21 protein-coding genes and 1 pseudogene are annotated in these 24,919 nt (G+C 65.3%); 10 read left to right on the forward strand and 12 right to left on the reverse strand.

Features of this window, described 5'->3' with window-relative positions:
• Complete coding sequence (locus NLN62_RS34920; protein ID WP_254111793.1) at positions 1-420, forward strand: VOC family protein; 420 nt, start codon at positions 1-3, stop codon at positions 418-420.
• Between the two features lie 48 nt (positions 421-468).
• Here the strand turns inward: NLN62_RS34920 and NLN62_RS34925 are convergent, their stop codons facing one another.
• From NLN62_RS34925 to NLN62_RS34940, 4 genes are all read right to left on the reverse strand, one after another.
• Positions 469-966: a hypothetical protein gene (locus tag NLN62_RS34925; protein ID WP_254111794.1), complete on the reverse strand. Its 498-nt coding sequence runs from the start codon at positions 964-966 to the stop codon at positions 469-471.
• Positions 967-1,101: 135 nt separating this feature from the next.
• The gene (locus NLN62_RS34930) at positions 1,102-1,428 is read right to left on the reverse strand and encodes a hypothetical protein (protein ID WP_254111795.1); all 327 of its coding nucleotides are present in this window, start codon (positions 1,426-1,428) and stop codon (positions 1,102-1,104) included.
• A 152-nt stretch (positions 1,429-1,580) separates the two neighbouring features.
• Positions 1,581-2,090 (reverse strand): GNAT family N-acetyltransferase, encoded by a 510-nt coding sequence (locus tag NLN62_RS34935; protein WP_254111796.1) that lies wholly within the window; start codon positions 2,088-2,090, stop codon positions 1,581-1,583.
• Between the two features lie 29 nt (positions 2,091-2,119).
• A complete protein-coding gene (locus tag NLN62_RS34940; RefSeq protein WP_027525656.1) occupies positions 2,120-2,674 on the reverse strand; it encodes a PAS domain-containing protein in 555 nt (184 codons plus the stop codon).
• Between the two features lie 457 nt (positions 2,675-3,131).
• Here NLN62_RS34940 and NLN62_RS34945 point away from each other — a divergent pair, with 457 nt between their 5' ends.
• Positions 3,132-3,938, forward strand: a complete 807-nt coding sequence (locus NLN62_RS34945) for a rhomboid family intramembrane serine protease (RefSeq protein ID WP_027525655.1) — start codon at positions 3,132-3,134, stop codon at positions 3,936-3,938.
• A gap of 190 nt (positions 3,939-4,128) precedes the next feature.
• Positions 4,129-4,557 carry a CBS domain-containing protein gene (locus NLN62_RS34950; protein ID WP_027525654.1) on the forward strand — a complete coding sequence of 143 codons (429 nt, stop codon included), beginning with the start codon at positions 4,129-4,131 and terminating at the stop codon, positions 4,555-4,557.
• A gap of 3 nt (positions 4,558-4,560) precedes the next feature.
• On the opposite strand, the gene NLN62_RS34955 is transcribed toward NLN62_RS34950, so the two are convergent.
• On the reverse strand, positions 4,561-5,664 hold the full coding sequence (locus tag NLN62_RS34955) for a patatin-like phospholipase family protein (RefSeq protein ID WP_254111797.1): 1,104 nt from the start codon (positions 5,662-5,664) through the stop codon (positions 4,561-4,563).
• Positions 5,665-5,898: 234 nt separating this feature from the next.
• Here NLN62_RS34955 and NLN62_RS34960 point away from each other — a divergent pair, with 234 nt between their 5' ends.
• Entirely contained in the window at positions 5,899-6,960 is a 1,062-nt protein-coding gene (locus tag NLN62_RS34960) for a hypothetical protein (RefSeq protein ID WP_027525652.1), read from the forward strand.
• A gap of 447 nt (positions 6,961-7,407) precedes the next feature.
• Positions 7,408-7,602 carry a hypothetical protein gene (locus tag NLN62_RS34965; RefSeq protein WP_027525651.1) on the forward strand — a complete coding sequence of 65 codons (195 nt, stop codon included), beginning with the start codon at positions 7,408-7,410 and terminating at the stop codon, positions 7,600-7,602.
• A gap of 71 nt (positions 7,603-7,673) precedes the next feature.
• On the opposite strand, the pseudogene NLN62_RS34970 reads toward NLN62_RS34965, so the two are convergent.
• Positions 7,674-8,421, reverse strand: a pseudogene (locus NLN62_RS34970) (zinc-binding dehydrogenase); the annotation flags it as partial.
• A 146-nt stretch (positions 8,422-8,567) separates the two neighbouring features.
• Here NLN62_RS34970 and NLN62_RS34975 point away from each other — a divergent pair.
• A complete protein-coding gene (locus tag NLN62_RS34975) occupies positions 8,568-11,030 on the forward strand; it encodes a bifunctional diguanylate cyclase/phosphodiesterase (RefSeq protein ID WP_254111798.1) in 2,463 nt (820 codons plus the stop codon).
• Here NLN62_RS34975 and NLN62_RS34980 read toward each other — a convergent pair.
• The 3 genes from NLN62_RS34980 to NLN62_RS34990 all read right to left on the reverse strand — a co-directional run bounded on the left by NLN62_RS34980 (position 11,016) and on the right by NLN62_RS34990 (position 16,452).
• Positions 11,016-12,290 carry a serine hydrolase domain-containing protein gene (locus NLN62_RS34980; protein ID WP_371933141.1) on the reverse strand — a complete coding sequence of 425 codons (1,275 nt, stop codon included), beginning with the start codon at positions 12,288-12,290 and terminating at the stop codon, positions 11,016-11,018. The two genes, NLN62_RS34975 and NLN62_RS34980, sit on opposite strands and share 15 nt — an antisense overlap.
• 126 nt (positions 12,291-12,416) lie before the next feature.
• Entirely contained in the window at positions 12,417-12,980 is a 564-nt protein-coding gene (locus NLN62_RS34985; protein ID WP_027525648.1) for a nitroreductase, read from the reverse strand.
• A gap of 112 nt (positions 12,981-13,092) precedes the next feature.
• Positions 13,093-16,452: an autotransporter domain-containing protein gene (locus NLN62_RS34990; RefSeq protein ID WP_254111799.1), complete on the reverse strand. Its 3,360-nt coding sequence runs from the start codon at positions 16,450-16,452 to the stop codon at positions 13,093-13,095.
• Positions 16,453-16,719: 267 nt separating this feature from the next.
• Here NLN62_RS34990 and NLN62_RS34995 point away from each other — a divergent pair, with 267 nt between their 5' ends.
• On the forward strand, positions 16,720-17,634 hold the full coding sequence (locus NLN62_RS34995; RefSeq protein ID WP_027525646.1) for a hypothetical protein: 915 nt from the start codon (positions 16,720-16,722) through the stop codon (positions 17,632-17,634).
• Here NLN62_RS34995 and thrS read toward each other — a convergent pair.
• Entirely contained in the window at positions 17,631-19,673 is a 2,043-nt protein-coding gene (thrS, locus tag NLN62_RS35000; protein ID WP_254111800.1) for a threonine--tRNA ligase, read from the reverse strand. The genes NLN62_RS34995 and thrS overlap by 4 nt on opposite strands.
• Positions 19,674-19,897: 224 nt before the next feature.
• Here thrS and NLN62_RS35005 point away from each other — a divergent pair, with 224 nt between their 5' ends.
• The 3 genes from NLN62_RS35005 (at position 19,898) to NLN62_RS35015 (ending at position 22,975) form a co-directional block, all read left to right on the forward strand.
• Positions 19,898-21,247 (forward strand): hypothetical protein, encoded by a 1,350-nt coding sequence (locus NLN62_RS35005; protein WP_254111801.1) that lies wholly within the window; start codon positions 19,898-19,900, stop codon positions 21,245-21,247.
• Positions 21,248-21,296: 49 nt separating this feature from the next.
• Positions 21,297-22,475 (forward strand): MFS transporter, encoded by a 1,179-nt coding sequence (locus NLN62_RS35010; RefSeq protein WP_254111802.1) that lies wholly within the window; start codon positions 21,297-21,299, stop codon positions 22,473-22,475.
• A 104-nt stretch (positions 22,476-22,579) separates the two neighbouring features.
• Positions 22,580-22,975, forward strand: a complete 396-nt coding sequence (locus NLN62_RS35015; protein WP_254111803.1) for a hypothetical protein — start codon at positions 22,580-22,582, stop codon at positions 22,973-22,975.
• A 35-nt stretch (positions 22,976-23,010) separates the two neighbouring features.
• Here the strand turns inward: NLN62_RS35015 and NLN62_RS35020 are convergent, their stop codons facing one another.
• Positions 23,011-23,403 carry a GrlR family regulatory protein gene (locus tag NLN62_RS35020; protein ID WP_254111804.1) on the reverse strand — a complete coding sequence of 131 codons (393 nt, stop codon included), beginning with the start codon at positions 23,401-23,403 and terminating at the stop codon, positions 23,011-23,013.
• Between the two features lie 96 nt (positions 23,404-23,499).
• Complete coding sequence (locus NLN62_RS35025) at positions 23,500-24,810, reverse strand: alpha/beta hydrolase (protein ID WP_254111805.1); 1,311 nt, start codon at positions 24,808-24,810, stop codon at positions 23,500-23,502.
• Positions 24,811-24,919 lie beyond the last annotated feature (109 nt).

The following is a 24,919-nucleotide window of genomic DNA, read 5'->3' on the forward strand; positions in this document are numbered from 1 at the left end:
GTGAGCGAACAGACACCTCTACACCGCACGACATCGCCCTTCAGTGCCATCCGCGCGATTGACTACACCGTCATCTTCGTGCGCGACATGGTCGCCATGCGTCGCTTCTACCAGGATCTCCTCGGCTTTTCGTTGTTGCGCGAGCTCTCTCCCAACTGGATCGAGTATCGGGTCGGCGGCAACACGCTGGCCCTGGCGCGGCCAAGCCGAACCGCAGGCGATACGCCGACGCCGAGCGGCAGCGCATCGCTTCAATTGGCTTTTAAAGTGTCCGCGCCCGAGGTCGATCTGTGCGCCGATGAGCTTGTGAGACAAGGAGTCGCGCTGCTCTCGCCGCCGACGGACCAGCCCTTTGGGCATCGCACGCTGTTCTTCCGTGACCCCGATGGTAATTTGCTCGAGGTGTTCGCGGAAATCTAGAAGTGCACCGGTACCCGTCTGGCTTGTCGCCGCTACGTGCGTCCGAGGTCAGTCTCCTTCGCCACCGTCGCGCCCACCACCTTGGTGCCGTCGAGTTTCCGCACGATCCGTTCGTCCGGACCGACGATACCCAGATCGAAACTCCCGATCCGGCGTAACGAGAATCATCCGCTGGCCGACGATCACGACCACCGTCATGTCGTTCGTCTCACCCGCGACCGCCCATTCACGGATTTCGGCGGCGTAGGGCTGCTTGCGCCAGGCGTTGGGAAAGCCCGGATCGCACCTGACCTCGAGGCCGTCTTCCGACGTTGTCAGGACGAGCTTTGACCTGCTCGGCTTCCATTGCTCGTCGAGGAGGTCATTGACGAGCCAGAGGCAGCTGAAGCTTTCGCATTCGGGCGGCCGTTCAGCGTAGATTGCGCAGCCGCGGCCGGGCCGGCAATGTGCGCACCATACATTCACGGGTTTGGACAGCGCCTCTATCGCCATCACCTTGCAGCAGAGCGTGCAGTCGCCGCACTGCCGTTTGATGGAGGAGGTCACGCGCGCGTTCCTGCAATATCCGGTTGCGCACAGCTTACAGGAGGGGACGATGAAAAGCTTCCACCTTGTCATGACCGAAAGTAAGCCTCCGCCGGAGCACACCGGCGGCGTCGTGTTCGGTCACGTCAGGTGAACTCAGCGGCCGCCACCACCGCCACCACCACCGCCGCCACCTCCGCCTCCGCCGCCGCCACCACCTCCGGCATTATTCATCGCGGAGTTGTAGCGGGAATCGGACTGCTTCATGTAGGTCGGGGACGTGTCGCGAGGAGGCGTCGGCAGACGAACGATGCGACGGCCTTCCGGGGTGACGGTCGGAAGAATTTCGCCACACCCCGCAAGGAAGAAGACGTCGCAGGTCGTAACGCGCTGGTGGAATGCGTTGGCGTTGGTCGTGGCCATCGCGGTCGTCACAGCGAAACTGATCAATGCAATTGCTGTCAATCTGGATTTCGTAAACATAAGAATTCTCCAGTCTTCGGTTCAGCGAAGCCCGGAACGGCCCGCTCAGCCGTTGGACGGGAGCTGATGAAGACCGGTTCGAGAGGCTACACGGCAACGTGAACGATCCGCGGCGGCAGCAGACCTGCACGCTGCGCCGCACTAGGCGCCGTTCAACCGCGCTGATCGAGATCGCGGATCATGTATCTCGCGCCTTCGCCATAGGACGCCAGCTTGATGCGCGACGCCGCGTCGGGCGCGATCACGCGAAAACCATGGCGCGCCCAGAACGGAGAGGTGTCGTAGACGGAGACGAGCGCGAGATGTTCGATTCCGTTCGCGCGCGCCAGGCGTACGAGCATCTCGATGTACGATGTCGCGACGCGACTGCCGCGTGAGGCAGGCATCACCGCGACGTCATGCACGTAGAGGCAGTCCGGCGCGAGCGGCAGTCTTTGCAGGAAGTCGTCGAGCGGCGGAATCCGGTGGAGCGTCCAGGGATGAGCAATGCCGTAGCCAAAGACATCGTCGCCCGCGATGAGCACCCCGCAACCTTCCGAAAACAAGCTCATCTTCTCCGCAAGGACGTCGGCGCGCTCCGGCAGATCGGGATGGATGGCCGTCGCGATCGCGATGATCGCCGGCAGATCGGAGGGCTTGGCGCGGCGCCAATGTGATTGCACGTTGTTTCCCGCGCGCCCGAAGCGGGCGTCTATCTCAGCCCCTCATATACCATCAATCCGCGCGCGATCTGCAGCTTGCGGATGGCGCGAGGCAACAGCTTCTCCGGCTGGTGCAGATAGCGCCAGGAGGTGAGGGCGAATTCGCCGAGCGCGCCATATTCGTCGTCGAACGGGGCGAGCACACCGGTGACGCTGACCGGCGTATGCGGGCGCGCGTTGAAGGGCAGCAGCAAGAGCTCGAGATGGGCGCGCGTTCCGTCCTGCCGCGTCGCGGTGAGGCCGGCGATGGCGCCGAGCGTCTCCTCGGCGACGATGGCAGTGATCTCCTCGATCTCGGTGCGGCTTTCGCGCGTAAAGAGCGCGGCAAAGCTCTGGTCCTTGAGGTCACGTCCGGCGAGTGCGCAGACGCGCGTGCCGGCGACGCGGAAGGGGAAGCCGAGCGTCGGCTCGCAGGACAGGACAAAGATGTCGCCGAGCAGCCCGCGGACGGCGGCCGGATCGATATCGGCACGGTCAGGCGCCCGCGCGGTGCCGCGCTTGTCGTCCCAGTAGGCGAAGAATTCGCGGCTTGACGGATGTTTCATGACTCTACGCTCGCCCCTCGGCTGCACGTCGTGGGACAGACTTGTCCCGCTTCAGTGCACCTCGGGTCCCCTTCTTTGTTGTGCAGGAGCGGATCTGCAGCGTCCATGCCGCAGGCGCGTTTTTGGCCCCCAGGGACGGGCCTTTGCGTCGTTAACGTTAAATTAACGATGGGCTTTAACCCGTTCGCGCGGCTGCTATGGTCGCCGTGGTCGCAAGCCTCGCTGCTTTACTCCAGGTTCTCGGCGGGGCCTGTACACAAGGCGTCAAACAGTTTGGTCACGGGCCGTGGGGAGGGGTGGGGATACACCTTTTTCCTCCAAGTCCCGGAAGGCCGACACGGACAGGGAGGGCTTTCCCAGGGCCCTCCCTTTTCCTTTTGTGCACTTGCACGGGGTGGGCAAAGGCGACTATCTCCACGCTTGTCGCACTGTTCGCGCTTTGAAAGCCAAAAATCCCTTGGACGCCCCGCCAAATTCTCCGCCGGATGAACCGGCCGCACTTCAGGACGCGCGGCGCGAGCCGGTTTTGACGCTGCCGGGCGCGCTGACGGCCTACATCGCGCTGCTGGCGGTGATCCATCTGCGGGTGCTGCTGCCGCCTGAGCTCGAAAACTGGACCATCGACGTCTTCGGCTTCATCCCGAAGCGCTACGATTCTTCGCTGCTCAACCTGGCGATCCCCGGCGGCGCCGGTGCGAAGGTATGGACCTTCGTCACCTATTCGCTGCTCCACGCCAATCTCACCCATCTCGGCTTCAACGTGCTGTGGCTGTTGCCGTTCGGCAGCGCGCTGGCGCGGCGCTTCGGGCCGGTGCGCTTCTACCTGTTCCTGGCGGTGACGGCGGCGGCCGGCGCGCTTGCCCATCTGCTCACCCATGAGCATGCGGTGGCGCCGATGATCGGGGCGTCGGCGTCGGTATCCGGCGCCATGGCGGCCGCGATCCGCTTTGCGTTCGTGCGCGGCAGCTTCCTGTCCTTCAGCCGCAGCGATGCCGACACAGCGGCAAAAGTGCCGGCGCTGCCGCTGTCGCGGGCGCTGCGGGACGGGCGGGTGATGGGTTTTCTCGCGGTGTGGTTCGGCGTCAACATCATCTTCGGCATCGGGGCCATCGGGGTCGACACCGAGGGCGCAACCGTCGCCTGGCAGGCGCATATCGGCGGCTTCTTCGCAGGCCTTCTGCTGTTCTCGCTTTTCGATCCCGTGCCGCGCGCGCGCCCCAATGCTGCAGATGCGTCATCACAGGACATTTCAGACCGCGTTTGAAGCGACGCTTGCGGGATGGGGCGATTTCATCCATCATCGCATGCGAAGAATGTCGTGATGCGACAAGCCGGTAGCGGCCCTGCTTCGCGCAGCGCCTGAGAATGAAACCGGCATTGAGACTGTTAGTTGAAGACTCGCGAACAAGTCCGGCCCAAGCTTAGAGGGCCGGGTAGGATTCAGGGAGGCGGCAATGACGGTACGTTCTATCCTCGACACCAAGGGCCACCAGATCATGACCGTCGAGCCCGACGCAAAGATGTCGGCCGCAATCAAGCTGCTCGGGGAGAAGAAGATCGGCGCGGTGCTGGTGATGAATCAGAGCCGGCTCGAAGGCATCCTGTCGGAACGCGACATCGTGCGCGTGCTGGGCGAGCGGGGCGCCGGCGTGCTGGAGGAGCCGGTCTCGAGCGTCATGACCCGGAAGGTCGTGACCTGCAAGGACACCGACACGGTCTCCGCGATCATGGAGATGATGACCACTGGCAAGTTCCGACATCTGCCGGTCATCGATAATGGCAAGGTGGTTGGCCTGATCTCGATCGGCGACATCGTCAAATGGCGCGTGCGCGAATACGAGACCGAGCAGGAAGCCCTGCGCGACTACATCAAGACGGCCTAAGCCTCATTCGCTGACTTTCTCGGCCTTGTTTTGATCAGTCTTGTTCTGGTCAGTCTTGGGCGCGGTGCCTTCCGGCGCCGGCGCCAGCACGTGGATCGCCTCCTGGATGGAGTCGATCGCGCGCTCGGCGGCGCGGGTGCCGAAGGCGATCAGATCGTCGGCGCGGTGGAAGTCGAACCAGCCGATCTGGCCGACCCGCGGCGTGATCAGCATGTCCGGCGGATCGCCCGCAAGGCGCGCGCGGGTGATGCGGTCCTGCATGATGTTGAAGGCATCCACCATTACCGAGGAGATGCCGGGCCGTCCGCCGCCGCCGAAGAACTCGCGCTTCACGGTGCGCTCGGGCGAGAAAAATCTCGGGAAGCGCCGCTTGGCGGTATCCTTGGCGCCGTCCTTGGCCGCCGCGTCCTCGGTTGCTGCCGGCTCGACCGGGGCGGCCATCGCGCCGTGTGAATAGATGGTCGTGGAATGGGTGAAGATGTCGCTGGAAAGATTTGCGGCGATGACGATTTCCGCGCCCAGCGCCCGCGCCGCGGAGACCGGCACCGGGTTAACCAGCGCGCCGTCGACCAACCAGCGGTCGCCGATCAGCACCGGCGCGAAGATGCCCGGCAGCGCGTACGAAGCGCGCATCGCCTCGACCATGCGGCCGCGAGTCAGCCAGATCTCGTGGCCGGTGCGGACTTCGGTGGCGACCGTGGCGAACTTGATCGACAGATCCTCGATCAGGGTCTGGCCGATCGCTGCCTCCAGTCGGGTTGCGAGCTTCTCACCGCCGATCAGGCCGGAGCCATTGAGGCGAATGTCGAGATAGGAGAGGATGTTGCGCACGCCCTGGAAGCTGCGGGCCCAGTCCTCGAGCGTGTCGAGATGACCTGAGGCATAAGCGCCGCCGACTACCGCGCCGATCGAAGTGCCGACCACGACGTTCGGCACTATTCCGTTGGCGAGCAGCGTTCTCAAAATACCGATATGGGCAAAGCCACGCGCCGCACCGCCGCCGAGCGCAAGGCCGATGACCGGACGACGAATGCTGCCGAGCCCCACCTTTTCGCTGTTCGCACCGTTGGAGCCGTTCGCGCCGCGACCCTTCAACATATCCAGCACCGAAGATCTCCTACGACCCGACTGACGCTAACCAGACTAGGCACCGCGATCCAGCCCCGCCAGAAACACAGCGAAGCATGGTTTATGCCGCTTTGGGGAGGGCACTGGGCAGGAGTATGGCGATGGCTGGTTGCCGCAAGACTAACCATTTGAGGTTCCGCCCGTTCCAGAAACAGGTGTTTCCCGGGGTTCCGGTGGCTTGAATTTGCCGCGTTTTCGGTGAAAAGCACGTACATGATTTTCGGGGGTGACGGCATCAGACGGTGGCGGCGCGGCGGATGGCTGCTGCCGGCCGTTTTGCTTGCCTGCTTCCTCGGCGATGGCGCCGCTCACGCGCAATTGTTCTCCGACCGCCCGCCGCCGGTGCCACCGGCCGCCGTGCCCGATCCCGGTGCGGCCGTCAGCCTCGCGCCGCCCTCGGGCCCGGGCGCGGCGCCGCCGAGCCTGCCGCCGACGCTGACGCAGCCGGCATCTCCCACCATCCCGCCCTCGGTCGCGACCGTCCCGCCGGCCGCGCCCATGGGAGCTGCTGCGCCCGGCCAGGCCGTGCTGTCGCTGACCGCTAAATACGGCAAGGATCTGCCGCCGATCACCAGCGGGCTGGTGTGGCGGGTGTTTGCCGACCGCCCCGACGAGAACGGCACGTTCAAGCTGATCCGTGAGGATCGCAACGCCACGCCCAACATCGTGCTGCCGCCCGGCAATTACGTCGTGCACGTGGCCTTCGGTCTCGTCAGCGCCGTGCGCACGGTGAGCCTGAAAGCCGAGACCGACCGCGAGGCCTTCGTGCTGCCGGCGGGAGGCCTGCGCATCGAGGGCCGCGTCGGCACCAGTCGCATTCCGCAGAACCAGATCTCGTTCGCGATCTACAAGGGCAGCCAGTTCGAAGGCGGCGAGCGCTCCTCGTTGGTGCCGAACGTTGCCGCCGGCGACGTCGTGCTGCTGCCGGAGGGCACCTACTACATCATCTCCAACTACGGCGACGCCAACTCGGTGGTGCGCTCCGACATCCGCGTGCAGGCCGGCAAGCTCACCGACGTGACCATCACCCACCGCGCCGCCGTGATCACGCTGAAGCTCGTCAGCGACAAGGGCGGCGAGGCGCTCGCCAACACCGCCTGGTCGGTGCTCACCCCCGGCGGCGACGTGATCAAGGAATCGATCGGCGCCTTCCCGAAGGTCGTGCTCTCCGAAGGCGAATACCGCGCCATCGCCAAGAACGAGGGCAAGGTCTATGAGCGCGGCTTCAACGTCGTCAACGGCGTCGACGGCGAAGTCGAAGTCGTCGCGCGCTGACGCGTTCAGTCTGAACGGGACAGCGAAGCCTTCTTACCTCGCCCGCTTCTCATCCAGCGCACGAAATGCCGGCCAGGCGCTCGTCGACCGCTCGGCGCGATCGCGAAAGCTATACCGTCTCGAAGCGAGGGCAATCGTTATCCCGCGCATTTGCAGGCGCGAGTCGGCGGCTGAGATTTTGGCCTGGATGACCGGTGAGTCTCTCCTCACCGCACCTCCAGGCGTGAGTTCCGATTTGCATGCGCGTGCGAAAGCGCTACCAAAATCGTCTTCAGGCGCAAGGCCTGGGGAAACACCGCACCAGCAACGCAATTCCGATAATCAATTTTGTTCTCTTTCGCTCCTGCTGCGTTATATCTCTGGCATCCGTCCAAGGGGGCCGGATGCGCGGGTCGTCTGTCTTCGCCTCGCGTGGCCGGCAACGAGCAGGGGGCGCAACCCATCGGCATGTTCGAAGTGGTCCTAACGAGACGCAAGCGATTTGGCTGGCGGTGGCAGGTTTGCGACCAGTCAGGCAAGCTGTTTGCCGATGGCTTCGAGCGCACCCGTCCGGCGGCCAAGTATCAGGGTGAACGCGCGCTGTTCTTCCTGCTGTCCCAGGCCTATCTGAACAACCGGTCGGCAGCCTCGAGCGAGGACTAGCGGGCGGCAGCCTACCCGGCCTCGGAAGGGCGCGGGACCATGAAGCGCGACGAGATTGTCATCTCGCCGGCTCAGGGCCCGACGATTAGCGTGCCCTTTGCATCGCGGTCGCGGATCAGCGCGTAGGCGTCCGCGACGGTCTGAAGCGTGAAGCGGCGGGCATCGAGCAGCGACACGAGCTTGCCCGCTTCGGCAAGGCGGGTCGCTTCCGCCAGGATCTCGCCGTGATGCGCGCGGCCCTCGCCGCTGAGCAGAGGCAGCAGCGTGAACACGCCGGAATAGGTTGCGGCACGGAACGACAGCGGCGCGAGCGCATGCGTGCCCCAGCCGAGCGCGCTCACTTCATGGCCGAAGCGGCGCACGGCAGTGAACGAGGTGTCGAGCACGGTTCCGCCGACGGTGTCGTAGACGAGATCGAAACCGCGCCCTGCCGTGTGCCGCGCAACGTAAGCCTCCACAATATCGTCGCGGTCGATGAAGGTTGCGCCGACACTTTCGATGTACGTTTGCTGCGCCTTGGAGCCGGTGGCATACACCTCAGCACCGGACGCACGTGCGAGCTGGATCGCGATATGACCGACGCCGCCGGCACCGCCGTGGATCAGGACCTTGCTGCCGGGTGAAATTCTGGCCCGGTCGGCCAGGCCTCCCAGGCGGTGATGAAGATGAGGGCAGGGCGGCCGTCTCCCGCATACTGAGATTGGCAGGCTTCAGCGCCAGCAGGTCTGCATCCACTGCGGTGAATTCGGCAAGCGATCCCTGGACGCCACCAACGCCACCCGTCATCCCGTACACTTCATCGCCCGGACTGAAGCGCGTACGAACTGTCACAGTCGCTAATGCGCACTAACCATCGCCTGACTTAAAACTGTCATAATCGCCCCTCGAGCGCCGCAGGCAAAAACCTTTTACACGCCATTAAGTGCGCCTGCCTTGGATGCGTTGGGATAGCGTTGGGGACTGCAATGAGTGCCGCGAAGAAGATGCCGGGCAAACCGGCCACCGACATGTTTGACGACATCCCGGTGCTTCAGCGCAAATGGCACGCTGCGTTACGGCCGGGCGAACGGTTGCCGCGCTACGAGGATGTGATGCTCGGCAGCCTCGGGCGGCTCGCCGACCACATGGCGCTGCTTCGGGCCGACGGTGCGCTCGAACTGTCGCGCAGTGGACGCTACGTGCAGACATGGCTCGGCGACGAGCGCTGGGACGTTCCGGTGGCAGCCTTGGCGCCCGATTGCGCAACTGCGCTTACGGAAGTCGCGGCGAACGCGCTGCGGAACGGCCGCCCGCATCATGCGCGCGCACATTGCGTGCGCGACGGCATGGTCAGGACCTACGATGTGCTGGCGCTGCCGACCGCCTCGCGCTGGGGCGCCATGCTGATCGGGACTTACGTCAACGAGCGCGGCGCGCAATATAATCTCCTCGATGCGATCTTCTCTGCGACCGACGATGCGGTGGTGTCGCTGGCCGCGCTGCGCGATGCCGATGCGAGGGCCTTCGACTTCCAGATCGTGCATCACAACAGAAGCGCGGAGGTGCTGCTGAAGGCAGCGAGCGGAAGCCTGTTATGGCGCCGGCTCGGAGAGGGCGGCACGATCCTTGGAACACCCGGCGTCGTGGAGCTTCTGCATGCAGCCATCTCGGGCGGCCGCAGCGAGCAGCGCGAGATCGAGCACGATGGACGCCATCTCCGGCTCTGCGCCACCGCCTTTGCCGACGTCGTGTCGCTCACGATCTCCGATGTCACCGCGCTGAAGCAGCGCGACGCATCGTTCCGGCTGCTGTTCGACAACAACCCGATGCCGATGTGGGTGTTCGACGCCGAGACGAAGCGCTTCCTGGGCGTCAATGACGCCGCGGTCCAGCACTATGGCTACGACCGGGACGCCTTCCTGCGCATGAGCCTGCTGGAGATCTGGCCGCACGACGAATGGGACAGCCACTCCGAGGCGCTGCAGCGCCTTGGCGACACCTATCACTCCTCGCGCAACTGGCGGCACCTGCGCGCCGACGGCAGTGAGATCGAGGTCCTGACCTTCGGCCGCCGCGTCACGTTCGAAGGCCGCGACGGTTATCTGGTCGCTGTGGTTGACATCACCGAACGGCGCAAGGCCGAGGCGCGCATCGCCTACATGGCCCATCATGACGGGCTTACCAATCTGGCGAACCGGGAGCATTTCCAGGAACGCCTGAAGCTGGCGCTCGATCAGGCCGGGGGCAAAAGGGTCGGCGTGCTCTGCATCGATCTCGACCTGTTCAAGACCATCAACGATTCCTTCGGCCATCCCATCGGCGACCGTCTACTGAAACACGTCGCCGAGCGCCTGGCGATCGCGATCCGCGGCGCCAACCTTGCCGCTCGCGTCGGCGGCGACGAGTTCGCCGTAATCCTCGCAGCCGACGTGTCGCCGAACGAGGCCAGCGCTTGCGCCAGCCTCCTGATCGAGATGCTGAGCGCCCCCTACGAGATCGACGGCCTGGAGCTGGTGATCGGCGCCAGCATCGGCATCGCGCTGTCGCCCGGCGACGGCGTGACATCGGAGGAATTGATGCGCAATGCCGACATGGCACTCTACCGTGCCAAGTCCGACGGCGGCGGCGTGCATCATTTCTTCGAGAAGGAGATGGATCTGCAGGCGCAGCGGCGGCGCGACATGGAGCTCGACCTGCGGCGTGCGTTCGCCAATGGCGAATTCGAGCTGCACTACCAGCCGCTGGTCTCGATCGCTTCCGACCGCATCTCGGGTTTCGAATCGCTGTTGCGCTGGCGTCATCCGGACAAGGGCATGATCTCGCCGGCCGAGTTCGTCCCGGTGGCCGAGGATATCGGCCTGATCACCCAGCTCGGGGAATGGGTGCTTCGCGAGGCCTGCAGCGAGGCGGTGAAATGGCCGCGCGAGATCAAGGTCGCGGTCAACCTCTCGCCGGCGCAATTCCGCAGCCGCAACCTGGTCCAGGTCGTGATCTCGGCGCTGGCACGATCGGGCCTGGCGCCGAAGCGGCTCGAGCTCGAGATCACGGAGTCGATCTTCCTGGCCGAGACCGATGCCAACCTCGCCACTCTGCACCAGCTCCGCGAGCTCGGTGTCGGCATCTCCATGGACGATTTCGGCACCGGCTATTCCAGTCTCAGTTATTTGCGCAGCTTTCCCTTCGACAAGATCAAGATCGATCGCTCCTTCGTGAAGGATCTCGCGGAGCGCCCCGACTGCGTCGCCATCGTTCGCGCGATCTCGGGGCTCGGCCGCAGCCTCAACATCACGACGACGGCGGAAGGCGTCGAGACCGAGGACCAGCTCGACTGGCTGCGCGCGGAAGGCTGCAACGAGGTTCAGGGATTCCTGTTCAGCGCGGCGCGCCCCGCGGGCGAGATCAAAGAGTTGCTGACGACGATCGGACAGCGCGCCTCACGGGCGGCGTAGCCCGGGAGGGTAGGCGTCGTAGACGAGGGCCTTGAAGGCAGGCGTGATGCGGCCGCGCTCGTTCTGGGTCTGTTGCATCATGACGTAGACCATGTCGAGCTTGGGATCGACGCCGAAATAGGTGCCGCTGCCGGAATCCCACTTCAATTCGCCGATCGAGCCCGGCGGCGGTGGTTTGGCATTGCCGGGATCGGTGCGCACCGCAAGGCCGTAGCCATAGCCGAAGCCGTCACCCGGGAAATAAAAGTAGTCGCGATCGACGCCCGAGCCTGGCCCGATGTGATCCGTCGTCATGTCCTTGAAGGCGGCGGGGCTGAGATAGCGCTTGCCGTCGAGCTCGCCGCCGTTGAGCAGCATCTGCGCAAAGCGCCCGTAGTCGGTGATGGTCGAGAGCAGGCCGCCGCCGCCGGATTCCCATTCGGGATGGGCGAGACGGTCGCGCTCGGCGTCGAGCAGAATCGTGTCGTTCGGCAGCGGCCGCGCCATCCGCTTGAACTCGTCGGGCGTCGTCAGCACGAACTTGGTGCTGGTCATGCCGAGCGGATCGAGCACGTTCTGCTTGAGGAACTGGTAGAGCGTCTGCCCCGAAACGACCTCGATGACGCGGCCGAGCACGTCGGTCGAGTGGCCGTAGCGCCACAGCGTGCCGGGCTGGCGCGCCAGCGGCAGTCTTGCGATGCGCTCGGCGAACTCCCTGTTGTCAAAATGGCCTTCGAAGATGTTCGCGGCCATATAGGCCTCTTCGATCAGCTCGCCGCCGATATATCCGTAGGTGATCCCGGAGGTATGCCGCATGAGGTCCTGAATGGTGACCGGCCGGATCGGGGCCACGATCTTGAGCACATGCAATCGCTCGGCGGCCGGCGTGTCGAGCCCGACTTTCACGCTGGCGAAGGCCGGGATGTATTTGGAGACGGCATCGGACAGCGACAGCTTGCCGGCGTCGATCAGCATCATCGCCCCTAAGCTCGTGATCGGCTTGGTCATGGAATGGATGGAGAAGATCGTGTCCGGCGTCATGGAAAGGCCGGTCCGGACGTCGCGCACGCCGATGGTCTTCAGATACAGCGGCTTGCCGTGCTGCTGAACCAGGATGATCGCACCCGGCAGCCGGTGGGCCGAGACCTCGTTGTCGAAGAATGCCGTGATACGCTCAAGCTGGTCGGGCGAGGGCGCAGGGATGTCTTTCGCGCGGCTGCGCATGGCGGTGCCGGCGAGCAGCGCTGCGCCGGCGAGGAATGTTCGTCGCGTGGTGATCATGGCATGAGCCCGCGCAGCGTCAGGCGGCGGCACGGGCGTGAGCAAGCGTCACTTCGGTATCCTGCCCGGTCGACGCAACGGGATCAAAGCCGGAAGATGAGCGGTCCGTCAACTGGGTGAAGTCGACTAAAACCGCGTCACGATCTCCGAGAGTGCCGGGCGAGGGCGGTCTTCGCTTGGCTTGGTCGGCCTGCCGATGTGCACGAGGCCGGCGAGCTTCTCATCCGGCTTCAGCCCGAGCCCTTCCAGCACGTCGCGGTCGAAAGCAAACCAGCCGGTCAGCCAGCACGCGCCATAGCCGAGCGCGGTCGCGGCCGTGACGATGTTCATGGCGCTGGCGCCGGCCGACAATTCCTGCTCCCAGGCCGGCACCTTCGGATGCGGCTTGGTGAAGCTGACGATCCCGATGACGAGCGGCGCGTCAGTGAGCCGCTTCCTCTCGACCTCGATCTCGGCCGCCGGCGCGCCCGGATTCTTGCGCGCGAACACGCGCGCGATCACTTCGCCGGCGCGCATCCGGGCTTCGCCCTCGAAGACGATGAAGCGCCAGGGCGCGAGCTTGCCGTGATCCGGCACCCGCGCGCCGATGGTCAGGATCGTCTCGAGCTCGGACGGCGAGGGGCCGGGCCCAGCCATCTCGCGCGGCTTGACGGAGCGGCGGGTCTTTAACAATTCGATGGCGTCGGGCACGGGTATCTCTTTCATGGGGCCAATTTTGGCCATCGCATTAGCACGCGATCCTGCTGGCCACGAGACCGTAGACCCCCCATCTAGACGGATTGTGATCTGCGCCCGTTGCAGTTCACCAAGCGTAGCGCACCGCACCCTTGCCGGCATAGGAGCGCGTGACGGCGGAGAGCTCACCTTCGAATGTCGCGGCGGCCGACCAGCCGTTGGACCATTTCAGTTCGGCCGACGTCGTCGTGAGCGCGGCGTTGCGCGCCTGTGCCGCGCCGTTGACTACAAAGCTTGCGCCCGGCAGCGACTGGAAGGTCGCCGCGACCGAGCGATCCGGGTTGAAGTCGTACATCCAGGCGAGGCGGCCGCGCAATGTCAGGATGCCGTCAGGCAGGGCGACGGACTTGTCGGTTCGAAGGCCGAGCTCGCTGCGGGCGTCGGTCACGTTCTTGCTGGCGTAGCTCAACGCAAAGGTCGACGCGCCAGAGACGACCTGTTCGGCGTAAGCCGGCAGATTGAAGGTGGTCGCCTGGGCTGCTGCGTAGGGCGTGAGGCCAATACCGGTGCCCACAGGTGCGACAAACCGGTAGCCGCCTTCGACGCGGCCCGAATAGGCATTGGCGTTGAACTCGGCGCGCAGACGGTCGACGCCGACGCTGCGGTCGGTGGTGATGTCCTGCCATCCATAGGCGAGGGCGGCAGAGATATACGCCGGTCCCTCGATGTGGCGCAGGTAGGCGCCGGCCTGGAACAGGTCGGAGCGACCCGAACCGAGACCGGTCACGCCAAAATTGGTGCCGCCGCCTGCCAGCGCAAAGCCGGCCAGCGTTTGCGGCGAGAAGCGATAGTCGGCGCCGACCGCGGTGCCCAAGATGCGGCTTGTCGTGTCGTTCGAGCCCAGGGCTGCGTTGCCGCTGGTCGATTGCGAGCCGCCAAAACCGCTCGCCCACGCGTTCCAGCGCTGGGCGAAGGTGTCTTCGCGCGGGTGGGGCAGCATTGCGAAGGCGTCGGTTGGCTTGCGATTGGCGCGCGTGGTCGCGGAATCGTCCGCCGCAAAGCCGCTCGTGCCGTTCGATCCGCCCGGCCTGTCGATCCATTGCATGGAGGGATCCATGAGCAAGCCGATGAATCCATTCATCGCGTTGAACGTGGTCTGCTGCGAACCAGTCCCGAGTTCGCCGGACGCCTGCGTCAGGCCCGCCGGCGTCATCGCGCCATAGACCAGCGGAATGCCGCCGTTCGCATTGAAGAAGTTGGTCAGTGCGTTGCCGACCGCCTGCTGATTGCGGTTGAGGCCGCTCGGAATGGTGTAACTCAGGGTCAGGTCGAGGAAGACGTCGTTGGCGTCATAGCTCAGGCTGGCCGCGAAATTCGCAGGCAGATTGGTGTTCACTAGCGAACTGAAGGTGCCGGAGATGCCGGCATCTGCGGTGAGGATGGTATAGGTCTTGCTGACATAGCTGCCATTGGCGAAGACCGCTTTCACGGTTGCGCCGCCGAGTGTCGCGCCACTGGTTACGTTCGTGGACGATGCCGCCGCCGGATCGAGCTGCACCAGATAGATCGCGCCGGATTGCAAGGCGAGGTTGCCGATGATCGTGAACGACGAGCCCGACGTACCATTGCCCGGCGCGAGTAGGCCGCCGGCATTGACCGTCAGAGTCTGCGGCGCGAGGGTGCCGGCGCCGGTCAGGGCGCCCCCGGCGTTGACGGTCGCCGCCGAGGTGGTGATCGTGCCCTCGACGTCGAGCACGCCGGCATTGACTGTCGTCGCGCCGGAATAGGAACTGATGCCGGCCAGCACGAGCGTCCCGCTGCCGATCTTGGTTAGACCTCCGGCGCCGCCGATTGGGCCATCAAGCGTCGCGTTGAAGCCGTTGGTGTCGAACGTGCCGCCGCCCGCATTCAGCGTCACCGTTCGAGCGGTGGAAAATCCAGCCAGGAATTGCAGCGTGCCGCCGTCGAGGGAGAGGCCGCCCGACGCCGCGCCGAGGCTCGAGTCGGAAGCAACGGCGAGAGTGCCGCCGTTGACGGCCGTCCCGCCGGAGTAGGAGTTGACGCCGGTCAGCGCGAGAGTTCCGTTGCCGATCTTGGTGAGGCCGCCGGTGCCGCCGATGGCGCCATCGAGTGCCGCGTCGTAGCCGTTGGTGTCGATCGTGCCGCCGCCCGCATTCAGCGTCACCGTTCGACTGCTGGAAAATCCCGCTAGAAATTGCAACGTGCCGCCACCGAAGGCGAGCCCGCCGGATGCCGCGCCGAGGTTGTCGTCGGAGCTGACCGCAAGCGTGCCCTGATTGATGCTCCACGGCGTCGTCGCCGTCGTCGTGCCTGTCAGGGTCCAGGTGCTGCCGCCGGTCTTCACGAAGCTCGAAAAGGCTTGATACTGCGCAGTCGAGCCGATGCCGGAGACGTCGAAGGTGCTGTCGGTCGAGCCGCCGAGCCGGAACGTATCGGTGCCCGTGCCGACGACGTTACCGTTGATGACCGAGCCGGCCCAGAGTTCGAGGATGTTGCTGCCCCCGGTGAACGTGATGGCGTTGGCGTCGACCGCCGCGCCGAGGTTCACGCCGGCCGAGATCGTGCCGCTGTTGATGATCGTGAGATTGGCGCCGACGACGCCGTCGCCGGCCGAGCCAGCCTCCCCGTCACTCTTCACGCCATTGGGTAAGCTTGAGGAGGAGCCGGCACCAGGCGCGCCGGACGTGCCGCCGGTGATTGTGCCCGAATTGATCAGCGTGCCGCCGCTGGCGAAAGTGACGGCGGTGCCGCCGTTGCCGCCGTCGCCGCCGGCCGAGTTCTGGGTGCTGGAGGTTGCGTTTCCGCCGCCGCCCCCGTTTCCGCCCGCGATGGTCCCGGAATTGCTGAGGATGCTGCTGCCGGTCAGGTAGACACCGTATCCGCCGTCGCCTCCGTTGCCGCCAAAGCCGTTGCCAGTGGTATTGGCGCCGCCGTTTCCGCCGTTACCGCCGCCGATGGTGCCGTTGTTGGAGTAGGTGAGGACGCTGCCATCGACCACGACGCCATAGCCGCCGGCGCCTCCGCCGCCCCCGCTCGCGGTGCCCGTGCTCGAACCGCCATGACCGCCCGCGCCGCCCGTTGTCGTTGCGGCGTTGACGGTGTCGACGGTCACGACGTCGCCATGCGCGCCGCCGCCACCTCCGCCGCCGCTATTGCCACTGCTGCCATTGCCGCCGCCGCCCCCGCTAAGCCCCGCACCGATGCCACCATTGCCGCCGACCGCGCCGCCGGAGCCCGATCCGCCGCCGCCGCCCGACGCCCCGGCGCCGCCGCCGCCACCGCCGCGGATGACCGCCGGCGAGTCGCCGCCGTAGCCGCCCTGGCTGGTTGCCGAGCTCGTGCCGCCATTCGAAAAGGCAGAGCTGCTGCCGCCCGCGCCGCCTTCGGTCGCCTGCGCGAAGGCAGGGCTCGCTGCAGCCAGTGACAGCGCCGTCGCCAGCCAAAGCTGCTTCGTCGCGACCAGCACTTCACCCCCATTGCATCAAGACGCATCCGGTGAATCCGACCTGCGACCAAGGACGGGTAGCCACCAAGAGGGCTTGCGAGAACTGCGACTTTTTGGGTGGATTCCGCAGATCGTTATCGTTCCAGCGCGCCGTGGCTTGCGTGCAACACCGGCGATGCCGCCTCTGCATTGCCGCCGTCATCAAGAGCGGTGGCAATTGTAAGAGTGTGCGTGAATTGCTAGTTGCCAAAGCGCGGCAGGAAGATCCGCATGTGATGTGAACCGGGAATGTCGGACGCCGCGTTAACTCCTTCTCCCGATGCCGTTGCCGCCTTGCGCGGTCATCCCGCCTTCGCCGCTGCCATCCGGGCTTGTGCGCAAAGTTCGGTCTCGCTCTACCGGGGCGACCGCATCCTGAATGCGCTGCTCAACGACCGCGCCCGCGCTGTGCTTCCGCACGTTGCCCTCTATCTTCATTACAGCCGACGGCGCGCCACAGAGCCGGGGCTGACCGTCGGTGCCATGAAGGACCTGTGCGTCCGCCTAGGCCTGTGCAGCCGCGGACGCTGCGAGGCCATGCTGGCGTTGATGCGTGCGGCCGGGTTGCTTTCGGCCGCGCCGGACCGTGACCGGCGCCGGCGGCCGCTGGTGCCGACCGAGAAGCTGTTGACACTGCACCGGGTCCGATGGAGCGCCCATTTTGATGCCATTGGCATGGTGATCCCGCAGGCGAGGGCCTATCGGGCCGCCGTCGATGATCCCGCTTTCGTGGGTGCATTTGCGATCGAGCTCGGCCGCCGCTTTGTCGCGGGCTTGCGCGTGCTCGATAACGCCCCCGAACTCGAACTCTTTGCCGAGCGCAGCGCCGGAATGATGGTCTTGTTCAGCCTGGCGCTGGCGGGTCCGGCGGACGAGTCGTTTCCGCCGGTCAAGCCCGTGCCCTTGTCCATGAAGGCATTGGCGACACGGTTCTCGGTGTCCCGCAAACACGTGTTCACGCTGTTGCGGGACGCCGAAGCGCAGGGATTGCTGCGGCGGGGCGGGGCCGCCAATGATGAAATCACCATCCTGCCGCGCGGGCGCGTGGCCATGGAAGGGCTGCTCGCCACCATGTTCCTCTATCTGGCCGAATGCGCTGAAGTAGCCTTGCCGGGAAGTGCCGCCGCCGGACGCCCGGTCGCGACGGCGGCACCGGTGGTTTAGGCAGCGCCGCGTGCCCGCTTGACGTCAGGCGGGCTCGCCTCGTCGACCAGCGCGGCGATCGCCTCGTCGGTCGGCATCACCTTCTGGCCGTCGCTGCCGAGCCGGCGGACGGAGACCGAGTGCGTCTCGGCCTCCTTCTTGCCGACCACGAGCAGCGCCGGGATCTTGGCCAGCGAGTGCTCGCGGACCTTGTAGTTGATCTTCTCGTTGCGCAGGTCGATCTCGACCCGCAGGCCGGCGCGGCGTGCCTGCTCCACCACCTGCTTGGCGTATTCGTCGGCTTCCGAGGTGATGGTCGTGACCACCACCTGCACCGGCGAGAGCCAGAGCGGGAAGTTGCCGGCATAGTGCTCGATCAGGATGCCGATGTAGCGCTCCATCGAGCCGCAGATCGCGCGGTGCACCATCACCGGCGGTTTCTTGCCGCCGTCATGGTCGATATAGAACGCGCCGAACCGCTCCGGCAGGTTGAAGTCGACCTGCGTGGTGCCGCACTGCCAGTCGCGGCCGATGGCATCGCGCAGCACGTATTCGAACTTCGGCCCGTAGAAGGCGCCTTCGCCCGGATTGATCTCGGTCTTGATGTGATTGTTCTGCGACTGGATCTCGCGCAACACCGTCGCCATCACGCGCTCGGCATGATCCCACATCGCATCGGTGCCGACGCGCTTGTCGGGGCGGGTCGACAGCTTGACGGTGAGGTCGCCGGTGAAGCCGAAATCGGCATAGGTCGACAGGATCAGGTCGTTGATCTTCAGGCACTCGTCGGCAAGCTGCTCCTCGGTGCAGAAGATATGCGCATCGTCCTGGGTGAAGCCGCGCACGCGCATCAATCCGTGCATGGCGCCAGATGGCTCGTAGCGATGCACCACGCCGAACTCGGCGAGCCGCATCGGCAGGTCGCGGTAGCTCTTCAGGCCGTGCTTGAAGATCTGCACGTGGCCGGGGCAGTTCATCGGCTTGAGCGCAAACCAGCGCTTGTCCTCGGCCTCGTCTCCGGCCGACTGCGCCGCGAACATGTTCTCGCGGTACCAGCCCCAATGGCCGGAGGTCTCCCACAGCACCTTGTCGAGGATCTGCGGCGCGTTGACCTCGCTGTAGTCGCCGGTCAGGCGCCGCCGCATATAGGCGATGAGCTGCTGGAAGATGGTCCAGCCCTTGGGGTGCCAGAACACCACGCCCGGACCTTCCTCCTGGAAGTGGAAGAGGTCGAGCTCTCGCCCGAGCTTGCGATGGTCGCGCTTCTCGGCTTCCTCGATCTGCTTGAGGTAGGCGTCGAGGTCCTCCTGCTTGGCGAAGGCGGTGCCATAGATGCGGGTCAGCATCGGGTTGTTGGAATCGCCGCGCCAATAGGCGCCCGCCACCTTCATCAATTTGAAGGCGTTGCCGATCTTGCCGGTCGAGGTCATGTGCGGGCCGCGGCACAGATCGAACCAGTCGCCCTGGAAATAGATCTTGATCGGCTCATTGCCGGGAATGGTGTCGACCAGCTCGACCTTGAAGGCCTCGCCCTTGTCGCGGAACACCTGCTTGGTCTTCTCGCGATCCCAGACTTCCTTGGTGAAGGGTTTGTCGCGCGCGATGATCTCGCGCATCTTCTTCTCGATCGCGGCAAAATCTTCCGGGGTGAACGGCTCGTTGCGGAAGAAGTCGTAATAGAAGCCGTTCTCGATCACCGGGCCGATGGTGACCTGAGTCCCCGGCCACAGCGCTTGCACGGCCTCGGCGAGCACATGCGCGGCGTCATGCCGTATCAATTCCAGCGCGCGGGGATCGTCGCGGCCAACGAACTCGATCTTGGCATCGGACTCGATGGGATCATTGAGATCGGCGAGCGCGCCGTCGAGCGCCATCGCCACCGTGCGCTTGGCGAGCGACGGCGAGATGCCCTTGGCGATGTCGAGGCCGGTAATGCTCTTGTCGAATTGGCGCTTGGCGCCGTCGGGGAAGGTGAGGGTAACCTTGGCGGCCGGGGTCACGGGCTTCAAATTGCTGAGGCTGTACTGGAAACCGGATTCGGACTTGTGGTCGTCGGACATGGCATTTCTCCTGAAGCTCACTCCTGCGAACGAGCGCAGGTAAGCGGGAACGAGCGGTATATCAGGCGATTCGGCCTGCGCAATCGGGCAAAACGAGGAAATTGCCTGCAAACATCCCGTTTCCGAGCCGGACGCCAGACGCACCTTGACGTTGCATGCGTCCACAGGTTGTTGTTTCATGAGACTTGTCGGGAATGGGCTGCGGTTTTGGGGTTAGTTGCTTCGTGACGTTCGTTGGATCGACTTGCCTCAGGGGCGGCGCCGGCATTGTCCTCGTCACATTTCTGACATTGGTCGGCGGGCCGACGTTGGGTCCTGCCTGGGCCGCACCGGCCGCGAGCCGCGTCTCGCAGGCCCCTCTGACGCCGCAGCCAAGTCAGCCGTTGCCGGGACGCCCGCTGCCACAAATGCGGCCAAAGACGCCGCCGACCTCGCAGCGGCCAATCACGTTCTATGTCGTCAAAGGAGGGCCCGATGCCTGCGGCCGCGGCTGCGACCGCTGGATCGCTGCAGAAGGCACTATCGACGCCGGAGCCGCGCCGCGGTTTCGCAAATTCCTGCAAAAGGTTCCCGATCGCCGCCTGCCGATCTATTTCGCCTCACCCGGCGGCAATCTGGATCAGGCCGTGGTGATGGGCGCCATGCTACGGGAGCGGGCCGCGGTGGCGCGGGTCGGGCGGACGATGGCGGAAGAGTGTGGCTTCGAGGCCCAGGACAGTGACGTATGTCTGAAGGTGAAGGCCTCGGGGCGCGAATTGCATGGTGACCTCTCCACCCGCGGGGCAGTCTGCGCCTCGGCCTGTCCTTATGTGATGCTGGGAGCTGCGACACGGGAGATTGCACCCGATGCCGTGCTCGGGGTGCACTCGCCGAAGGTCGTGACGCACTTCCGGGTCGAGGCGCCGACAGCGGAGATGCGCGCGGCAGCCACCAGGCGCGGCCTCGATCGGGCCGAGCAGTTGCTGACGAGTTACATCACAAAAATGGGCGTCGACCTCGCCCTGCTCAGGCTTGCCGACACCGTGAGATATGAGGACATGCACATGCTCACGCGCGATGAGATCGTGCGGTTCGGCATCGACCGGCGCGAGCACGTGGAAACGCCGTGGCTGTTCGAATTCGGCATGCGCAGCATGGTCCAGAAGGTTGTCGCCGAGCGGAATGACACCGACAAATCCTTTCGCCTGATTGCCTGGCGCCTCACATGCTTCGACCTCGATCGCTTCGCGCTCGAGTTCCGGCGTCCTGCGGCGTCCGCGGCCAGCCCTGCCTCGGTTCGCGTGGCGCTGGGAAGCGCAAACTCGCTGGCGCTCATCTCGATTCCAGTCAAGCTGCAGGGATTTGAGTTCTGGGGCACGCAATTCAGGAAGGCCACGCTGCTTTCGCTGTCGGATGCGCCACACTTCGATTTCACGGAGGCGGCGCAGGGGCCGGACGGCGCCGGGCCATCCCGCACCAGCCGGCTCTCGAACGAAGGGCTCACGGTGGCACTCGACCGGCTGCTCGCTACCTGCGCGCCGGCGAAGGTGAACACGGCTGGTGCGCGCAGCGACATCGTGGATCCGGCGAAATAGACATGGTCGGACCTTCCGCGCCGTGCCGATGCTACCTACATGCACCTGCATGAAATCCGATCCCGCTTCCCGCCGCTTCGCGCCAACCGCCCTGATGCTTGGAAATGTCGTCACCGGCTGCGCGGTGCTCGCGCCGGCCGGGATGCTCCCTGAATTGTCGTCGGAGCTCGACATCAGCATCCGCACAGCGGGCCTTCTGATCACCTTCGGCGCCATCACGCTCTGCATCGGCTCGCCCCTGACGGCGTGGCTGACCAGCCGGATCGAGCGGCGCATGCTGCTCACCGCAACGCTGGCGTTGCTTGCCGTCGGCAATATCGGCTCGGCCCTCGCACCCGACTATACGAGCCTGCTCGCCATTCGCCTGTTGATGCTCGCGATCGGCGCGCTCTATACCCCGCAGGCCGCAGGCACTGCGGCGATCATCGTGCCGGTCGAAAAGCGTGGCAGCACGATCGCCTATGTGTTTCTTGGATGGTCGATTGCCGCGGCCGTCGGGCTGCCGCTGATCACCTTCATCGCCAGCCGTTACGGTTGGCGGGCATCCTACGGCGCGATTGGCGCGCTCGGCTGCCTCAGCTTCCTGCTGTTGCTGTGGCGGCTGCCGGAGGGGTTGAAGGGCACGCCGGTCGATCTGAAGACCTGGGGCGAAGTCGAGCGCAATCGCACCATCGTGCTGCTGCTTGCGATCACCATGCTGCAGATGTCCGGGCAGTTCGTGATCTTCACCTTCATGGGGCCGCTCCTGAACAAGCTGACGGATGCCAGTCCCGATGCGGTCGGTCTGGCCTTCGGCGTCTACGGTATCTGCGGCTTCCTCGGCCTCCTCATTGCCACGCGGATCGTCGATACCTGGGGGCCCTACAGGACCTCGGTTCTGTTCACGAGCCTGTTGCTCGCGGGTATCGCCGGATGGGCGCTCGGCGCCGGCAGTTTGGCACTGATGATCCTCTCGGTCGCGATCTGGGGGCTGGGCTTTGCCTCGACCAACTCGATGCAGCAGGTGCGCCTGGTCGCGGCAGCGCCGTCGCTGGCGCCGGCCACCGTCTCGCTCAATACGTCCGTGCTCTATGTCGGGCAGGCCGTGGGCTCCGCAGCGGGCGGGGCCTTGTTCGCGCGCGATCTCTTGCACACCATCGGCTTCGTGGCGGCCGGCTTCGTCGTTCTCGCGCTTGCCGTTGTCGGGTTGACCCGGCCCCGGCAGGCCGTGGCGACGGCCGCGGCATAGTGCAAAGCCCGTCACATCCGGCTTTTCTCCTCAGCGGACGCTTGGCAAACCGCGCAGGAGGGCGCTAGAAGGCGAGGGTTGGGGACCAACGAGAGCTGACTGACATGAGGATGATTCTGGCGCTTGTCGCGGTGCTGTATTCGGCCGCCGCTTTTGCGCAAACCGACACGCCGATGGTTGGCGACAAGCCGCTGGTGCAGGTCAAGCCCAAGGGGGCCAGCAAGGGTACCATGGAGGCGGCGGCCAAGGGCAAACCGGAGGCGGCCGCGCCCAAGGGCAAGCCGCAGTCCACCGCGGTCAGGCTGCAGGCCTGTCTCGATCTCGACGACGGCACCAAGGACCGGCTCAACTGCTACGACGGGGTGATCCCGCCCCAGCCGAAGCCGAAGCCCGCAAAGGCGAAGGGCGTCGCCGACTGCCGCTTCTTCAAGGAAGAGGACGAGCGCTTGGCCTGCTTCAACGGCTTTGCGGAAAGCATCCCGAAGCTCCCCAAGAACTGATTGGTGCCTGATCAGAGAAGCGTGCTGACCCGCGGCTAGTCGCTGATCCGGGTCAGCACGGCCCGGAATGCGACGCCGGGAAGCTGCAGAGCGCTGCCCTCGAATTCCGCCATCTCGCCGTCTTCCCGGCCGCTGAGCGTGAGGGTGATCCTGTCCGTTCCGAACAGCGGGCGGAAGGTCGGGTCGTCGTTGTAGCGCTCAGTCGAGATCTTGACCTTGATGCTCTCGCCTTCGCCCGTATACGTGCCGATGAAGGCGAAAGCGGAATTGCCGCCGCGGAGCTTGCCGTCCGTCACACAGAGCACGCCGCACCCGGTGCCGTGCACGGTGTGAAAGTTGGCCTTATAGAGTCCCTCACGCAACTTCAGGCCCTCACCGAATCCCCAGCCCACGTTATGGGCATCGTCAGGGGAAACAATCCCGGACATTCCGGGGGCTCGGGCCATCAACATCACATTTTGATCAGCAGGCGGCACCTTGGATACAGCGCGGGCGTGTGGCGGCGCGCGCAGCGATCGCCGGTGCTAGCGGCTCGATAAGGATTGCGCACTCGCGGCCACGCGTGTCAGCGCCAGCGACGGTGTCGCCGACATCTTGACGAGCACGTCCTTCAGGGGATTCTGCGTCCAGGCGCGGGTCACGTAGTCGCGATGCCTGATGCCGTCGCCGGTCTCGACGAACACCACGCTGCCGGGACGCAAGGGGCCGTCCATGTCCTCCGAGACGCTGATGCCCTTTTGTCGGAGCATGCTCATCAGCTCGCGATCGCGCCGCGCGGTGTAGTGGGTGTACGAGCTGACGAAGAAGCCGGAGCGGTGGCTCTCGATCCAGGAGGCGAACTTGTCGAGCTCGCCATAGACCGCGTCGAGCAGCACGACGCCGCGAACGCGGTCGCTGATGCCGCCGACATCGAGGCTCCAGGCGGTCGGCAGGAAGCCGCCGCTGTAGCCGACGATGACGATCGGCATGTTGGCGAAGGCGCGCGCGCTGTTCGGATCGCCATAGAGGCGGGCGAGATGCTGGCTCGACTCCTCCATGAAGCGCTTGAGCCCGCCGGGCTGCCAGAACTTGCCGGCGCTGGAATCGGCGGCGTCGACCGCCATCTGCGGTGCAAGCAGCACGGCGTTGGCGCCGGACTCGGAGATTTGCTGCGGCACCAATTGCCGGTCGCGCACGTCGCGCTCGAGCGTCGCGCCGTTGCCGTGGAAGAACACAACGATCACGCCAGGCTTGCGCACGTCGAAATGCTCGGGAACGTGCACGAGCACGCGGTTGTCATTGTAGGTTTCGTCCTGCCAGAACACCCGTCCCGAATAGCTGCGATGGCCGCGGCGATCGCCCTTGGAGATGTTGAGGAAGGGCGCGTCGGAGGCGGGATTGTTGCCGAAATACGGGAAGGCGGACGATTTCATGCTGACGAGCGTCGTCAGGTCGTCGCGTTGCGGACGTTGATAGGGCACCTGCGGCTCGAGCGAGGCGACCTTGTAGCGGGCGGGCGCCGGCTCCTGCACCGCGCGCTTCGGCGAGAAGTCCGACATCTGCCGTTGCAGAAAGCTTTCGCTTGCCGAGGGGAAGCGCTCCTTGAACTGCGGGGCCGGGAAGCGATCCTCGAACGTGTCGCCGCTTGCGACTTGCGTGCTGGTCTTGGCGACGATCTGGGTATTGGCCTCGGAGGTTGCCTGGGAGTTCGCCGCCAGCATCGCCGGGTTGGGCGCCTTGCCGCATTGAACCAGCGTCAGCGAGAGCGGCACCAGGACTGAGGCGAGGCCGATCCGGCAGGCAAATCGAAACGCACGACGATGCATGCCGGGCGATCTCGCCCGGTCAGCACTCATGGCTGTTTCGACTCTCGGATCGGCCCCGACCATCCACCCACTAACCCCAAGGCAATCGGCTATCTTGAGCTAGTTGAGCCGACTGGCGTTTAGGCGACGTTAAGCTTAA

The sequence above is a fragment of the Bradyrhizobium sp. CCGUVB23 genome (genome assembly GCF_024199885.1).
Taxonomy (GTDB): domain Bacteria; phylum Pseudomonadota; class Alphaproteobacteria; order Rhizobiales; family Xanthobacteraceae; genus Bradyrhizobium.

Bases quoted from the DNA above. Each gene is read 5' to 3' on its own strand.
- thrS (WP_254111800.1), bottom strand. From the start codon at position 19,673: ATGTCCGACGACCACAAGTCCGAATCCGGTTTCCAGTACAGCCTCAGC.
- NLN62_RS35015 (WP_254111803.1), top strand. From the start codon at position 22,580: ATGAGGATGATTCTGGCGCTTGTCGCGGTGCTGTATTCGGCCGCCGCT.
- NLN62_RS34965 (WP_027525651.1), top strand. From the start codon at position 7,408: ATGTTCGAAGTGGTCCTAACGAGACGCAAGCGATTTGGCTGGCGGTGG.
- NLN62_RS35010 (WP_254111802.1), top strand. From the start codon at position 21,297: ATGAAATCCGATCCCGCTTCCCGCCGCTTCGCGCCAACCGCCCTGATG.
- NLN62_RS35025 (WP_254111805.1), bottom strand. From the start codon at position 24,810: ATGAGTGCTGACCGGGCGAGATCGCCCGGCATGCATCGTCGTGCGTTT.
- NLN62_RS34975 (WP_254111798.1), top strand. From the start codon at position 8,568: ATGAGTGCCGCGAAGAAGATGCCGGGCAAACCGGCCACCGACATGTTT.
- NLN62_RS34960 (WP_027525652.1), top strand. From the start codon at position 5,899: ATGATTTTCGGGGGTGACGGCATCAGACGGTGGCGGCGCGGCGGATGG.
- NLN62_RS34950 (WP_027525654.1), top strand. From the start codon at position 4,129: ATGACGGTACGTTCTATCCTCGACACCAAGGGCCACCAGATCATGACC.
- NLN62_RS34980 (WP_371933141.1), bottom strand. From the start codon at position 12,290: ATGATCACCACGCGACGAACATTCCTCGCCGGCGCAGCGCTGCTCGCC.
- NLN62_RS34995 (WP_027525646.1), top strand. From the start codon at position 16,720: ATGTCGGACGCCGCGTTAACTCCTTCTCCCGATGCCGTTGCCGCCTTG.
- NLN62_RS35020 (WP_254111804.1), bottom strand. From the start codon at position 23,403: ATGTCCGGGATTGTTTCCCCTGACGATGCCCATAACGTGGGCTGGGGA.
- NLN62_RS34940 (WP_027525656.1), bottom strand. From the start codon at position 2,674: ATGAAACATCCGTCAAGCCGCGAATTCTTCGCCTACTGGGACGACAAG.
- NLN62_RS34930 (WP_254111795.1), bottom strand. From the start codon at position 1,428: ATGTTTACGAAATCCAGATTGACAGCAATTGCATTGATCAGTTTCGCT.